The organism is Acidobacteriota bacterium, from assembly GCA_038040445.1.
Classification (GTDB): Bacteria; Acidobacteriota; Blastocatellia; order UBA7656; family UBA7656; genus Onstottus_A; species Onstottus_A frigus.
This window is the reverse complement of sequence record JBBPIG010000010.1, coordinates 188,222-202,268: the sequence shown is the minus strand read 5'-3', so window position 1 is coordinate 202,268 and position 14,047 is coordinate 188,222. Positions and strand designations below refer to the sequence as shown.

15 protein-coding genes are annotated in these 14,047 nt (G+C 56.9%); 2 read left to right on the top strand and 13 right to left on the bottom strand.

Features of this window, described 5'->3' with window-relative positions; translation table 11 throughout:
- Together lysA and AABO57_13525 are read left to right on the top strand one after the other, a co-directional pair.
- Nucleotides 1-1,281, top strand: a 1,281-nt coding sequence (gene lysA / locus AABO57_13530) for a diaminopimelate decarboxylase (protein MEK6286754.1), incomplete at its 5' end; no start/stop codon positions are given.
- Nucleotides 1,282-1,565: 284 nt separating this feature from the next.
- Nucleotides 1,566-2,588 carry a hypothetical protein gene (locus AABO57_13525; GenBank protein ID MEK6286753.1) on the top strand — a complete coding sequence of 341 codons (1,023 nt, stop codon included), beginning with the start codon at nt 1,566-1,568 and terminating at the stop codon, nt 2,586-2,588.
- 275 nt (nt 2,589-2,863) lie between these two features.
- Here the strand turns inward: AABO57_13525 and AABO57_13520 are convergent, their stop codons facing one another.
- From AABO57_13520 to AABO57_13460, 13 genes are all read right to left on the bottom strand, one after another.
- Nucleotides 2,864-3,187: a hypothetical protein gene (locus AABO57_13520; protein ID MEK6286752.1), complete on the bottom strand. Its 324-nt coding sequence runs from the start codon at nt 3,185-3,187 to the stop codon at nt 2,864-2,866.
- A gap of 3 nt (nt 3,188-3,190) precedes the next feature.
- Nucleotides 3,191-3,367, bottom strand: a complete 177-nt coding sequence (locus AABO57_13515) for a hypothetical protein (GenBank protein MEK6286751.1) — start codon at nt 3,365-3,367, stop codon at nt 3,191-3,193.
- Nucleotides 3,364-3,849, bottom strand: coding sequence for a hypothetical protein (locus tag AABO57_13510; GenBank protein ID MEK6286750.1), 486 nt, complete (start codon nt 3,847-3,849; stop codon nt 3,364-3,366). The genes AABO57_13515 and AABO57_13510 overlap by 4 nt, the downstream gene beginning before the upstream one ends.
- Before the next feature lie 130 nt (nt 3,850-3,979).
- Nucleotides 3,980-4,825 carry a metallophosphoesterase gene (locus AABO57_13505; GenBank protein ID MEK6286749.1) on the bottom strand — a complete coding sequence of 282 codons (846 nt, stop codon included), beginning with the start codon at nt 4,823-4,825 and terminating at the stop codon, nt 3,980-3,982.
- 144 nt (nt 4,826-4,969) lie between these two features.
- The gene (locus AABO57_13500; GenBank protein MEK6286748.1) at nt 4,970-6,286 is read right to left on the bottom strand and encodes a serpin family protein; all 1,317 of its coding nucleotides are present in this window, start codon (nt 6,284-6,286) and stop codon (nt 4,970-4,972) included.
- Nucleotide 6,287: 1 nt separating this feature from the next.
- Nucleotides 6,288-8,060, bottom strand: coding sequence for a DUF885 domain-containing protein (locus tag AABO57_13495; GenBank protein MEK6286747.1), 1,773 nt, complete (start codon nt 8,058-8,060; stop codon nt 6,288-6,290).
- 49 nt (nt 8,061-8,109) lie between these two features.
- Entirely contained in the window at nt 8,110-8,460 is a 351-nt protein-coding gene (locus AABO57_13490; GenBank protein MEK6286746.1) for a PGPGW domain-containing protein, read from the bottom strand.
- Nucleotides 8,461-8,650: 190 nt separating this feature from the next.
- A complete protein-coding gene (locus tag AABO57_13485) occupies nt 8,651-9,763 on the bottom strand; it encodes a DUF6351 family protein (protein MEK6286745.1) in 1,113 nt (370 codons plus the stop codon).
- Between the two features lie 52 nt (nt 9,764-9,815).
- Complete coding sequence (locus tag AABO57_13480) at nt 9,816-10,952, bottom strand: pyridoxal phosphate-dependent aminotransferase (GenBank protein MEK6286744.1); 1,137 nt, start codon at nt 10,950-10,952, stop codon at nt 9,816-9,818.
- 235 nt (nt 10,953-11,187) lie between these two features.
- Complete coding sequence (locus AABO57_13475) at nt 11,188-12,018, bottom strand: 2,3,4,5-tetrahydropyridine-2,6-dicarboxylate N-succinyltransferase (protein MEK6286743.1); 831 nt, start codon at nt 12,016-12,018, stop codon at nt 11,188-11,190.
- Between the two features lie 69 nt (nt 12,019-12,087).
- Nucleotides 12,088-12,330: a type II toxin-antitoxin system Phd/YefM family antitoxin gene (locus AABO57_13470; protein MEK6286742.1), complete on the bottom strand. Its 243-nt coding sequence runs from the start codon at nt 12,328-12,330 to the stop codon at nt 12,088-12,090.
- A 31-nt stretch (nt 12,331-12,361) separates the two neighbouring features.
- A complete protein-coding gene (gene dapA, locus AABO57_13465; protein MEK6286741.1) occupies nt 12,362-13,264 on the bottom strand; it encodes a 4-hydroxy-tetrahydrodipicolinate synthase in 903 nt (300 codons plus the stop codon).
- A 63-nt stretch (nt 13,265-13,327) separates the two neighbouring features.
- Nucleotides 13,328-14,023 carry a dihydrodipicolinate reductase C-terminal domain-containing protein gene (locus tag AABO57_13460; protein ID MEK6286740.1) on the bottom strand — a complete coding sequence of 232 codons (696 nt, stop codon included), beginning with the start codon at nt 14,021-14,023 and terminating at the stop codon, nt 13,328-13,330.
- Between the last annotated feature and the right edge of the window lie 24 nt (nt 14,024-14,047).

Genomic DNA, 14,047 nt, shown 5'->3' with positions numbered 1-14,047 from the left:
CTATACGTGTTCTCGGAAAAGCGTATCGCCGGGAACGTTCGTAACCTCCGAGCCGCCGTTGAAGCGGTCCATCCTCGAGCGAAGATCTGCTACGCGTCAAAAGCTAACTCAAACATGGCGGTTCTCGACGCGGTGCGCCGGGCGGGCGGTGACATCGAGGTCAACTCCGGCGGCGAGCTGTTCAAAGCGAAGACCATCGGCTTCGGTCCCGATCAAATAGTGTTCAACGGCGTGTCGAAGACCGACGAGGAGATTCGCGATGCTATCGAGTACGGCATACTGGCGATCAACATCGATTCGCTTTACGAACTCGATCAGGTCGCGCGAGTCGCTCGCTCGATTCAGAAGCGCGCCAACGTCGCGATCCGCATCGTGCCCGAGATAATTACCCGCTCGCACATTGGGCTCCAGACCGGGCTGCTATCTTCGAAGTTTGGTCTCTCGCCTTCGCAGATCGAAGAAGCATTCAAGCGCGCGCTTGAAGCGAAAGACTCGATCAACCTCGCAGGCGTGCACATTCACGTGGGGTCACAAACGCCCGACGCACACCCGTTCGCGCGAGCGTTCGCCGAGATGTGGACGTTCCTGGTCGATCTCTACAAAAAGACCGGCCATCGATTGAGTCACGTCAATATCGGAGGCGGGCTTCCGGTAAATTACCTGTCGGACAATCCAATGGCCGCTGATATCGAAGAGCGCGAGCGGCAGATGCTTCGAGCTGAGCTTGACCCGCGAACAGTGCTCGAGGCGGCTTTCACAGAGGCTCGCGTTGAACACGAAACAGGATTGCTTGAAGGCGTGACCATCGTGTTCGAGCCTGGACGCCGGATCGTGGGCGACACCGGACTCGTGCTCACGCGAGTGTGCAACGTCAAGCAAAGACCGGAGACGGGCGATACGTGGCTCCTTACCGATGCCGGCTACTCGCTTGTGCTTTCGCAGGCTATGTACAAATGGTATTACCACCTGATCTCGGCCTCGCGTGCCAGTGACGAACACGGTACTCCTTACAAGGTGGCCGGTCCCTTATGCGATTCGGGAGATGTCTACTTTGACATCGAGCAGGGGACGCGGCTTCCAAACTACCGGTTGCTGCCGGAGGGTACAGGCGCAGGGGAGCTGCTTGCGTTGCTGAACACCGGAGCCTACGCGCTCGATCAAGCCTCGCAATACAACGGCCGTCCGATACCTTCAGCGGTGATGGTGAAAGAATCAGGCGAAGTGAGAGTCATTCGCCGCCGCGAGAGTTATGAAGACCTGTTCTATAGGGACCAGTGGTAACGTTCTTCTCAAGACTCGGCTGAAGCCCGGACACCCCCTAAGATAGGTTGCCGCCGACCTTGCCAAAAAGTATCCCAAAGTAGAAGTAACAGCGATTCTCGACATCTTGGCAAATGGTGATTTTGCCCCAAAAGCCGTTAGTCTATCGCTCACTTTCAAAGTAAGGAATCCTGCGATAGTCGGCATGTGCCTACGCACGTCGCTGTGTTATATTGCCGGTTATGTCAGACTCCTTAAAGCCGCCAGGCGATCCCAAAGGCAGACGGCTGGCGAGGCAACGCGCTTTGTTGCTGGCCGAAGCCGGTACAGTGGCTCGCACTTTAGAAGTGCTCTTGAAGCGAGCGAATGGCGAAACGAAGCCTTGCACCGAACTGGTTAAAGAAATAGCGAGGCAAGAGACAATCGAGCTCCAGCGGAGCTACGGACGAATTGAAAAGCGGAACCGGTTCAAGACCGCCACACGTCGTTCGATTCTCGCCGAACGCCCCCGAAGCGTGCTACATATTGACGAAGGTGGCAAATCGAACCCGGAACACCCCTTACCACCCCGGCCGACGTATTTTTCACTTGCCGGGATTACTATTGCGGAAGAAAAGACTGATGACTATAAGGCAGCAGCAGATGAGATAAAGCTACAGTTTTTCAGGAAAACTGACATTACCCTTCACGAACCACAAATGCGCGAGCGAAGAGATTGGTTTGCATTTGGGAATGATATAGCGCGACAAGAAAAATTCGACAGGGCAATTGAAAACCTGTTGGAGACAACGGACTTTCAAGTGTTTGGCGTTGGCGTACGCAAAGAAGCGTTCCAGCGGCAGTTCGTCGACGTAGGCTTAGATCCTTATCTTCCGACTGACGTTTACGCGCTCGCGATTACGCTGTTGCTTGAACGGTATGTTGATTTCTTGTCTTCTCAAAGCACCCCACGACTGTCTAGCGTAATCTTCGAGAGTCAGGGCACCTTAGAGGATGCTACCCATCAGCTAGAGTATGCGAGAGTGCTTGTGGATGGCTCCCAGTGGGTGGCCGGTAATTCCTTTCGATTATGGCTTGAACCCGGATTGACGTTTAGGCCTAAGAGCGGTTCTGACCCTATGGAAATTGCTGATATGTTCGCACGCGACTTGTTCGAGTGGATTCGCAGTGAGTGCGTTGATACTCCGAAGCGCTGGGATCTATTTAGCAAGAAAATTTATTTTCGAGGAGACGGCCTTATGGGTAAGTTTGGTGTGAAGATTTTTCCGGACTCCGACATCAGGGAAAGAATCGATGCGCACCGAGTCAAGTGCGGCGTTACCCCCTAAAAACTGAAAGCGCCCCGTCTCAAGGAGACGTGGCGCCGATAGCGGAAACCCGCTATCCACTAGCGGGATCTTACGAAATCCACCAAAGTGTTGTCAAGGGCGTTAAATTGTCAAGACGCCGCTTAGAGCGACAGACGCCGCTTAGAGCTAGAAGCCGGTATCAGCAGCAGAATGTGTATGCCCCGACCTAAGATGGATCGACTTTTCAGGCGGGAGTGCCAAGCTTTCTGGCCAGGTTGCTTTTTCGTTGGTTTTTGGGCTCGGCCGTTGCCGTCTTATTCTTCAAAGATCGAGTGTGGAGTGTAGTATGCGCCGGTGAGCGCCGCGCCCTGATCGCGCTGGTAGTACTCGTGCCACCACTTCGCCGCTTGCCAGATGGCTTCAGGGCAACTCGAGCGGCTTTCAAGCCCAGGCGTAAGGTCGAAGCCCGCGGCGCCGAAGACTATTTCAAGCACGGCGGCTGAAGGAATGCCCTGGCCGTCCAGCAACGGGTTGCCGTTGTGCGCTACGCCCCACGCGAACGCCAGCCACCTCACCACCAGGTCAACCGCGTCGAGCACCGCGCGTTGCATCTGAAAACGCTCGAGCGCCTTGAGCACTTCTTATTCCGGGACGGGAACACCCAGCGTCGCGATGTTAGGATACCGGGCAGGATCCCGATAGTGGCTGAGCTTGCCCTTCTGAACTCCGTTCGTGGGAGTCGGAAATCCGAATCCTGCCTGCGGCTCAAGCGAGATCTCGTACACCGGACTCGCAGTAACATTCTTCGCTGTTTTCAAAAGGAACGCGTGCGACCTAGATAAACCTGATCGCCGGCGAGAATTGTCAGGTGGGGTTCGCTTACAGCTTTCAATTTAGAAACGATGATTCCGGAAAGCCCGCCGCGGTCTTCAGCCGCGTGATGGCAGGAGACCAGAAGCACGTTGAACCATCGGTCGATTTCCGCCGGCACAGAATTCGGCAGGGTTCGCGTATCAAGCCTGCCCGCGACTCCATCGGCTTCAACGGAAATTCTGTGGAAGCTGTCCGGCGCAAGACCGGTGAACTCGTAGACGCCTGTGAAAACCCTCGGGATCGTTTCGGGATTCTCGGGTAGTAACTCGTCCGGGCGCGCGCTCGAGATCGGCCTTAAGGCGACCGGCTGCGTCGCGACGCCATCCAGGAACCACGACAATGCGGGCGCTGCAGTTGCCTGGAATGCCCCGATCCACACTCGAATTCGATCGCCCTGGGCAGCTCTGGGATATAACACTAGGTCCATCGACTTAGCCGTCCGATTCCTTGATAAGAAATTTGAAGCCATTCTACATGACGTAAGCCAAAACGCCCACGATGCGTAGTTGTAAAAGAGAGGCCAGGCTTAGCGTCTGATGAACCAGCCGTGACGAGCCCTAGCCGGTGATCTCTGAAATCGCGCCGTCTTCGCCAATCCGAAAGAACGCAACTGAATCCTGCCCTTGTTGGACGTTGGAAAGGCAGCAGACATCGATAAGGGCTCCGGATCTCAACGTGATTCGGTTGCGATACTTCTTGTGCATGTGCCCGCACAAGACCAGCCGCGGTGAGAGGAGCTCTACCAGGATTCGCGCATATTCGTTGCCGACGCTGTGGTAGTTGATGCTGCGCCGTTGCTGGTGGAACAGGCCTCGGTCCGCTTCGGCGATGATGCCGGCCGGCCAGTCATGCAAGAGCAAGATATCAGCGCTGCCGTAATCAAGCGCGCGATCCACGTCGTCTTTGGTGAAGTAGATGTAGTCCTTGTTTGACCTTCTTTTGAAATCCACTGCGCTTTTGAAATCCGCTGCGGGGGGCCGCGCTTCCGTGAACTTGTTTTCGCTGTAGACGCCTGACAGCCCGACGACTTTGAGCCCATGAACATCGGCCGCGCCAACCCGGCCCATGTAGAAGCAGTTTTCCGCGATCCGCCCGCCTTCCGTCGTCAGGTCGAGAAAGCCATAAGGCTCGTGATTGCCTCCGATGAAGTAAATGAGCCACGGAAAATCAGACTTGCTCGAGTAGAAATCCGGAAAGTCACCGAGGATTTTATACTTGGCCGGCGCAGCCATGGTCTCGAGATCCGCATCGTCCCGGTGGGGTTCGAAGTCGCCGACCTGAAGCACGAATGCGATTTCGTTGTCGGTCTGCGATTCCCAGTCGCGGATCAGGCGGACCATTTGGTGATGATGCCCGTGAACATCGCCAACTGCAGCGAAGAATGTTTCGGAAGGTTGATTCACAGTTGGTGGGCTTGCCCCGCTGAGCTGGCTCTGAATCGCTCTTTGAAAGCGGACCGTCTCGCCTGCGAAGCAAAAGCGGCGTCGTAGGTGTCGCCCGAGCGAAGTGTAGCAAGGTGCCGCCGCAGTCCATATGAACTGCGCATGCTAAATCGGGTCGGTGATCGAGCCCACGAACAAGACCGTGCCGGTCTTATTGTCCCTGATCGCGCAGAAGAACGGGCGATCGACTATCATCCGAAAACTCTTTTGTGGCCGCATCGCCGAAGTCACGCTCATCTCAACCGAAGTCACCGCCGCCGCTTCTGTGCCTTCCTCGTTTACCTCCGCGAAGGTCTTGTGCTTGACCCGGCTGATAAAAGCGTTTTGGGCGCCCTGAACAATCCCGGTGAAGTTCGCGCGATCGGGATCGAACGCGACTCCCATCCCCAGAGCTTTCAGCGCGTCGTTGAGCCCGATTTCGTACTCGATCTTGAAGCGCGGCACCGCAATTTCACCGGGCGTCTCCCGGAACTCTTTCATCCACGCTTCCCAGGTCGCCGGGGTCAGGTTCTTTTGAAACTCGACCAGGCTCGTCTCTTTCGCGGGAAGGAAGATGTACATGCTTACGCGGCCGGCGGCATAGGGCAGGCTGACCGCCTGGAAGTCTTTGCCTTCGCTATAGCGGTATTTGCCCGACTGATGCATCATCGGATGACGCTTCTGCTGGCCGCCGGCGGTTGTGAAAGCCTCTTCTCTGGTCTTCGCCTTGTCGAACTCGTCAGCCCATTTCCCTTTGAAGTAAATCGCGTTGATGAGGAATAGAATGGACTGCGGATCGATGTTGTCGACGATCTTGTCGATCTTACCTTTTGTCTTGTCGGCAACCCACGAGTTGATCGTTTTGGCTGCACCGGGATCGCCGAAGTCGAGCGCAGTCACTTCAGCGCCGTAAAACTGCTTGTTCCTCTGAAGGAAGTCAGGGTTGAACGTGATGCCTTTCTTTGCCCAGAGCGAGTTGGCGATGCTCAGTTGGACGTTTGGGTCCGGACTCTCGAGAGCTGCCTTCAACTGAGCGTAGGCTTGATTCAATTCGGCGTGAGTCATCCCCTGAGTTTCGAGCACGCGAGCCATCGCCTCTTTCGTTTCGCCCACCGCGCCGATGTAGGTCATCGCGAGCGCGGACGCGACGCTTGCGGGTGAAACAAACACGTTCTTGCCGGCGTCTTGTTTCGCGATCTCTGCAAACAGCTTGAACCCGAATCTCGTGTTGGCTGACACAAGCCGGGTGTCCACGTCGTCGCCGGCAGGTTTCTTTTGGTCTTCCATAGCAGTGTCCCTGTTAGAAGGCTGATTGTTGTTCGCCACGTTCGCCACGTTCGCCACGTCCGAATGAGTGGTGCTCGAGCACCCGATCAGATTGAGAAGAACAAACAGTGCCAGCCCTCGACCAGCCGGGACGGTTCGCAAACTGTGCGTGTTCATTTTATTCCTTCCTCTTCTGCGCCGCGATCCATTCATCGACGCGCGACTCCAGCAAGTCCAGCGTCAGCGCTCCGTCGTCAAGCACTGCATTATGAAATGTTCTAACATCGAATCGCTCGCCAAGTTCCCGCTTTGCCTTGGCCCGAAGTTCCTTGATCTTCAACTCGCCCATCTTGTAAGCGAGCGCCTGGCCAGGCCAAACGATGTAGCGATCGACTTCGACGACTATATCGTTTTCCGTCTTGGCCGTGTTCTCTTTCATCATGTCAATCGCCTGCTGACGGCCCCAACCAAGCGCGTGCATGCCCGTATCGACGACCAGCCGGCAAGCGCGCCACATCTCATAGGTCAGTTGCCCGAACTTCGAATAAGAATCGGCGTAGAGGCCCATCTCGCCGCCGAGACTCTCGGCGTACAATCCCCAGCCCTCGACGTATGCCGTGTAGAGGGCGTTGCGGCGAAAATCAGGCAACCCCTTCAGCTCCTGCGCGCGAGCGATCTGCAGATGATGGCCCGGCACCGATTCGTGCAGCGTCAGCGCTTCCATTTCGTACTTCGGCCGCATATTCAGCTTGTAGGTGTTGATCATGAAAACGCCGGCGCGCGACCCGTCGGCCGCGCCCGGCTGATAGTAAGCCGTCGTCTGCGCGGGCGCTTCGTAGTCGGGAATCACTCTCACCCCGTACGGCGTTCGCGGAAGCTCGGCGAAAAGCTGAGGCAATTTACCGTCCGCCTGTTTCGCGATGTAGCTGTACCCGGCTACCAGGTCCTCAGGCTTCGTGTAGTAGAAGCGTGGATCGGTTCGAAGAAATGTCAGAAACTCCTGAAACGATCCTTTGAATCCGGCGTGAAGAATGATCGCTTCCATCTCCCTTCGAATGCGAGCGACCTCGCGCTTTCCGATCTCGTGAATCTCCCTCGCCGTCAGACTGGTCGTTGTGTGCCGGCGAATCGCGTACTGATAGAACGCTTCGCCACCAGGGAGCGATGAAGCGCCGATGTCCTTACGGCAAGCGGGCAGATAAGTCTCTTTGAAAAACGCATCCAGCTTCTTCAACGCCGGTGTCAGCGATTCGCCGATCACTCTCTTGCCGGACTCGCTGAGCCTCGCGCGCTCGGCCGCGGGAATGTCATTGGGAAAGCGAGCCAACGGGTTGAACAGAGGACTCTTTGTTGGATCGTCCGTGATCTGACCTTCGATTTGAGCGGGGACAGATCGAAGAGGCGCCGCGGGCGGGACCCATTTCGTCTCGATGCCCCGTTTCATCAGCGCGATCAACTGGTCAATCTGTCTCGGAAACGCCGCCAACCGCGCAAGATACTTTTCGTAGTCCTTCGCGTTGCGGAACGGTGTTGAACCGGCGAGTTGACCGAGAGTTATCTGCACGCCGTTCATTTGATCGATCGGCATGTATTCGGCGGGGAAGCGTTGACCTTCGACGTTGAGCTTCTTGTCCAGAAGGAACAGGTCGTATGAGATGACGTCCTGTCCGGCGAATTGGGACCGTTCAAGCTTCTGAATTCGATCGAGCATCTCTCGCTCGTGCGCTTTGCGCCGCTCGATTGCCTCGAATGAAAAATCGGTAAGCCGATCGTTGTAGCGATTGTCTCCCAGCAGCGTCGCGCTTTCGGGATACTGTTCCAGGCTCCACTGCCAGTCGTCTTCAAACAGCGCGTGAAGCTTTTTCGCAGCATCGCTGGATGAAACCACTTGAGCAAAGGCGGCGGAAGCAGTCAGGAGAATAAAGCTGAGAAGAGCGGCATTCCGAATCACGAGTCCTCCTTGGCAACTGGTACTCAGTCGCTCGAAAGGTTATGAACTTTTACGGGCGTCCCGCCGTGGCGCCCCTCCCTGGCTTCTTCCTGAAGATTTTAGCGTGAGCACCCTTCGCCTTCGATTTCGCCCCATCGAACCTCGCGGATATCCGGGCTTGCACCGCTTTCGCCTTGGACTTCGCCTGGTCGAACTGGTTGCTTATCCGCGGAAACCGCTTTCTGATTCGATCAAGCAACCGGGCGGCCCACGGCGAAACGCTCGACAAGATCAAGAGGCCTACTAGTATGAATAGAATGCCCTGAAGTATCGGCAGGACAAGACCAACGATGCCGAGAAGTATGAAGCCCCAGCCGGCAATGTGGATCGCGACGCGCTTGAGTCTTGATTTCGTTTCCATATGGTGGAAACGAAAGTCTAACAGATGCCGTTTCGGCGGGGATAGGCGGGACAAGACGCGTGAAACGATGCGTTATGCGTGAAACGTGATGCGTGATGCGTGACCGGAGCAACATGAATCGTCTCGACTGTCCGGTCACGCATCACGTTTCACGCACAACGCATCACGCGCGTCACGCATCACGCATCACTCACTGAATCTCACCCGAAGAAGGGCGCTTGTGGTCGCGCACCCACGCCAGGAGAGCGTCAAAAGCGGCCCCGGTCCTGGCAGGGCTGATGCTGCAGTGCCCTCTGGCGACTACGAACTTTGCGACGAAGAAATCGGCGGTGCCGGCGGCGCCCGAGGTCACGTCGTAATACGCCACATCGCGCGCGGGCACCAACTGATCGTAGGTTGTGTGCACTGTCAGCACCGGATCGGCAATGCGGCCCGTCGGCGTGTAGTACTGGCGGATGTACTCTCGCGCTTTTGTATCGGCGGCGAAGCGCTTGACCCCGCGGTTCACCATCACGTCATCATCGAAGCCGCTGTAGATCGTGTTGCGATTGTCAAACGGATTGCCTGTCGTGCGCTGCTTCAGTTCCTTGACGATCGCTTGCCAGAAGCTCATAACCCCAGGAAGCTCGAGGAGCGTCACGTTGTAGCGTTTCGCGAACATCGCTGCCTTCTCAGGCGATGCTTTGAGCGCTTCGCGAACCTTGTCCGACCCCGTGAAGCTGAACTTGAAATCACCCGGAACATCGATCGGTGATCCTATGGTTCCGGGAAAGTAATATTCGAAGGTCACCAGCATGTCGAACACTCGATCCTCGAAGAAGTCCAGCGCCGGTGATAACGGACCGCACATCGGCATCGCGCCGTCGTAGATTTCGGGATAGCGTTCGAGGGTCGCGATGGTAATCACCGCGCCCATCGAATGTCCGGTGACGAAAGTCTCGCGAGGCTGCCCGTACTTCGCGACGAAGTAGCGGCGCAAGGCTTCGGTGTCCTCGATGGCTTCTTTCACCGCCCAGCCTTTCGTGCTGTACGCCGACTGCGCAAAGGCGAAGCCTCGCGAAAGGAAAACTTCCCGGAAGGCCTTTGTTTGCGGGTCGTTCAAGTCTAAGGGCGGCAGTCCGGCAAGCTCGTAGCCGTGACAGTACATCACCAGACCTTTGTTCCACGTGGCTGGAATCTCGATGCGAAACGCCGCCCCGTTTAGCTGGCCTGCGTCAACCTGGGCTTCGGCCTGCGTTGCATGCTGTGCGCCGGCGATAGTGAGGATCGCCAGCAGTGCCCCGATCGTTGTCCTGGTCTTCATGTGTTTGCCTTTCGTTTCTCTGATGATCCGTACCAACCGTGCGATCTGCTTTCTATCTCTTGCCGAGACCTTTTGCAATGCGCCGGATGCCTTCTTCGATTAACGGCGCCTCGATTGAAAACGACAGCCTTAAGAAGCCTTCGCCTGCGGAGCCGAATGCTGAGCCGGGCACGGTGATCACTCGGTCATCGAGCAACGCCATAGCCGTATTCATCGAGGGTCCGTGTCGCGACACGTCAAGCATGATGTAGTACGCGCCTTCGCCCTGGATGTACGGAAGCTGAACGTCTCGCTCGATGGCGCGCGCCATAACATCTCGCCGCCGCCGAAGCTCGTCGCGCATCGTGCTTGTTGCTTTGCGTCCCTCGTCGGTGAACGCGGCGAGCGCGGCCTTTTGTGTCACTGCCGACGCGCAGGTCGAAACATATTGGTGCATCACGGTGACGTGGCCGATCACATCTTCAGGCCCGGCCGCCCAGCCCAATCGCCAACCGGTCATGCTCATCATTTTTGAGAGCCCTGAGACGATGATCGTTCTGTCGCAGAACTCTGAGACGGCTGCCGGACGCTCGTCGATGTAGATGTCGCGATAGATTTCGTCCGCGAGCAAGTATGCGTTCGATCGAGAGAGCCGCTCGGCTATGAAGCCCAGATCGTCGCGCGAGATCACGCGGCTGGTTGGGTTTGCCGGTGAGTTGATAACAACCAGCTTTGTCTTGTCAGTCATCGCGGCTTCGAAACTCGCGCGGTCGAACACGAACCCGCCCGCGGCCGGAGTCGTGTAGTAACGCACATCAGCGCCGGCGATCTGGGCAATCGCCGGATAAGCGATGTAGCCGGGATCGGGCAGCAGCGCCTCATCCCCCGGCCCGAGGATCGCCATCATCACGGCGAACAAAGCTTCTTCGGCGCCGGTGGTGACGCAGACCGATTTTGCGGTGAACGGTGAAGGCAGAGCTTCGCTGTGGTACTGGGCAATCTTCTCGCGCAGCGCGAGGATACCCGCGTTCGTCGTATATCCGATTTGGTCTTCTTGAATGACGCGAATCGCTTCGCGGCGGACGACTTCCGGGGTGCGAAAATCGGGCTCGCCCAATCCGAGGTTGATCGAGCCGGGCGGCGCGCTGTCGTAGAGCACTCGGGTGGCGCTCTTGCGAATGTTTTGAAGTCGCTCCGCTGGTATGAACATCGCTGGTCGAAAGTCAGAAGTCTGAAGTCAGAGTCGCGAATAGGGAACACAGTGCAGGATCACAGGTTGGGAAGGGTGGTTTACCCCCGCTCCCGGATTCTGCATTTGATCCCATGAAGAGCGGGGGTAAACCACCCTTCCCAACCTGTGATCCTTCTCAACGCTCTTTCCGTTGCGACTGTTCTTTCTGACCTACCAAAATGATCCTCAAGCCTATCGCAAATAATACTCAAGCCTACCTTAAATAATCCTCGAGCCGGACTGAAGCATCGGTCTTCTCGTCTCTGTACTTCACAATGACCGGCGTATAAATCGAAAGCCCCAGCTCCGGACCACGCCCCTTAGTGATCGCGCGAGAGCCCGCCACGACGACGGCGCCCGCGGGAATCTCAAGAGGAGCGTCGGCCGTCTTGCGATAAAACTGATCGTTCACAAGGTCATACACCGGAGTACCGCCGGTCAAGATCGTCCCTGATGCAAGCACCACTCGCTCGCGAACGATCGTGCCTTCATACACTCCGCAGTTGCCGCCGACCAGCACGTCGTCTTCGATGATGACCGGCAGCTCGCCTATCGGTTCGAGCACGCCGCCGATCTGAGCGGCTGCCGACAGGTGCACTCGCTTGCCTATCTGCGCACATGAACCAACCAGCGCGTGCGAGTCGATCATAGTTCCATCGTCGACGTAGGCTCCCACATTGACGAACATCGGCGGCATGCATGTAACGCCTCGGCCGATGTAGCAGCCGTCCCGAATCGAAGAGCCGCCGGGTACTACGCGAATGCCGTCAGTAGCCACGAAGCGGCGCAACGGATAAGTGTCTTTGTCGTAGAAGCGGAATTGATTGTTGATCGAGAAGTTTTCTATGCGCCCCATTCGGAAGCCGAGCAGAATGCCGCGCTTCACCCAGGCGTTGACCTTCCAGTGGCCCTCGACTTTTTCGGCGGCGCGCACTTCGCCGGAGTTGAGTTTCCGTTTGAACTCGTTGAACACCGCGCGATGTTCATCGGTGAACTCGTCGGGTGGATGGTCGAAGAGTTGTTGAATCTTTTCCGCTAGCTCCATAACGGATGTCATCGCCTCAGGACGTTATTCGTATGTGCCACAGGAAGATATGAGTGTCTAAGAGAAGCCTCATCTTCCCTCAAAGTCGGCAAGTATCTCTTCAGGCAGCGGTGCGTCAAAGTCATCTGGAACTGTAAACTCGCCGGCGCAGAGCCCGAAAGGACGTCTTTGGCGCGCAGATTCCTTCGCGACCGGCCTGAGTTCCGCGACTGGTTTGTCTGAGCGCATAACTAGAAGCGTCTCTCCATCCTCGACCCGCTGGAGGTATGCGGCAAGATCGCTCTTTATTTGCTCTATGCTTACGCGAGTCATTGGCTGATTATCAATCACACACTTGCATAAATCAATCGCCGGCCAGGACTAAGTTCAACTCGACCAGCACCGCTCGCAGCTTCTCTCTCGTCTCGGGCTTCACGGGCACCATCGGCAAGCGATAAACCTCTTTGACCTTGCCCATCATCGCAAGCGCCGCTTTCACCGGTCCGGGGCTAGTCTCGATGAAGTTCGCCTTCATCAGCGCGAACATCTCGCGGTTGAAGCGTCGCGCTTCGTCCCAGTTGTTTTCCAGACACGCGCGGGTTAGCGCGGCCATCTTGCCTGGCGCTTCGTTAGACGCCACGGAGATCAATCCCACTCCGCCCAGCGCAATCAACGGCAACGTCATCGAGTCGTCTCCCGAAAGCACTTTGAACTCTGGCGGCACGCGGGTAATGATCTCGGCGATCTGCGAGATATCCCCCGAAGCTTCTTTGACCCCAACGATGTTCGATATTTCCGCAAGGCGCGCGATGGTGTCGGGCAGAATGTTCACGTTCGTTCGCGGCGGAACGTTGTAGACGATGATCGGAAGCGAGGTTGAATCGGCGATTGCTTTGAAATGCTGATAGAGTCCTTCCTGCATCGGCTTGTTGTAATACGGCGATACCGAAAGCAAGCCTTGAACGCCCATGCGCTCGTAGTCGCGCGCAAGCGCGATCACGTGAGCCGTGTTGTTGCCACCGGCGCCGCCAATCACCGGCACGCGGCCGAGGGCTTGCTGAAGGACGATCTCAACAACGCGCCGCTGCTCTGCATCGCTTAGAGTCACGCTCTCTCCGGTTGTCCCGCAAGGCACGAGAAAATCAATGCCGCCGGCGATCTGAAAATCGACGAAGCGCCGCAACGCCTCCTCGTCGATCGAGAGGTCTTCTTTGAACGGCGTGACCAGCGCCGTTCCGCAGCCCTTCAAGTTTGAAATGTCAGCCATGGTTCCTCTCCGAAGCGACCCCTTCAAAGACTCAATCGGAGATGTGCGCAAGCCTCTTGTGGGTTAACGCTTTGATGGTTTCGTTTTCAGTTGCTCGTCAATGATCTCTGAAAACTCGTAGAAGCCTTTCCGTCCCATGATCCAATTCGCAGCGAGCAGAGCGCCTTCCGCGAACCCCGCCCGGCTGCGCGCGGTGTGGTTGATCGCCAACGTGTCAGCCTCGGAATCGAAGCCTACAGTGTGTCTGCCCGGTATGTAGCCGGCGCGCGTGCTCGAGGTCGGGACTTCGCGATCATACTCCGCCTCGACTATGCGCTTCAAAACAATTGCCGTGCCCGACGGAGCGTCTTTCTTGAACTTGTGATGCGCTTCTTCGATAAACGGATCGTGCGAAGGGAAGGCGCTGAACAGTTCAGCCGCATACCGGGTGATCTTGAACATCAGATTTACGCCGACGCTAAAGTTCGAGCCGTAGACAAACCCGATGCCGCTCTCCTCAACCAGGCTTCGAGCTTCTTCCAACCGGTCGTACCATCCTGTTGTGCCGACAACCATCGCGACTCGGGCGGCGGCGGCCGTTTTGATGTTTTCGATCGCCGCGCTCGGCTCTGTGAAATCCACGCACACATCGGCGTCACTCAGCTTGCCGCGCGAGCCGGCGACCGGGTCGATCACGCAAACCACCTCGACGCCGGCGCGCGTCGCCGCCTGCTCGATTATCCGCCCCATCTTCCCGTAGCCAAACAAGGCAAGCTTCATGAATAGTCCGTAGTCCGTAGTCCG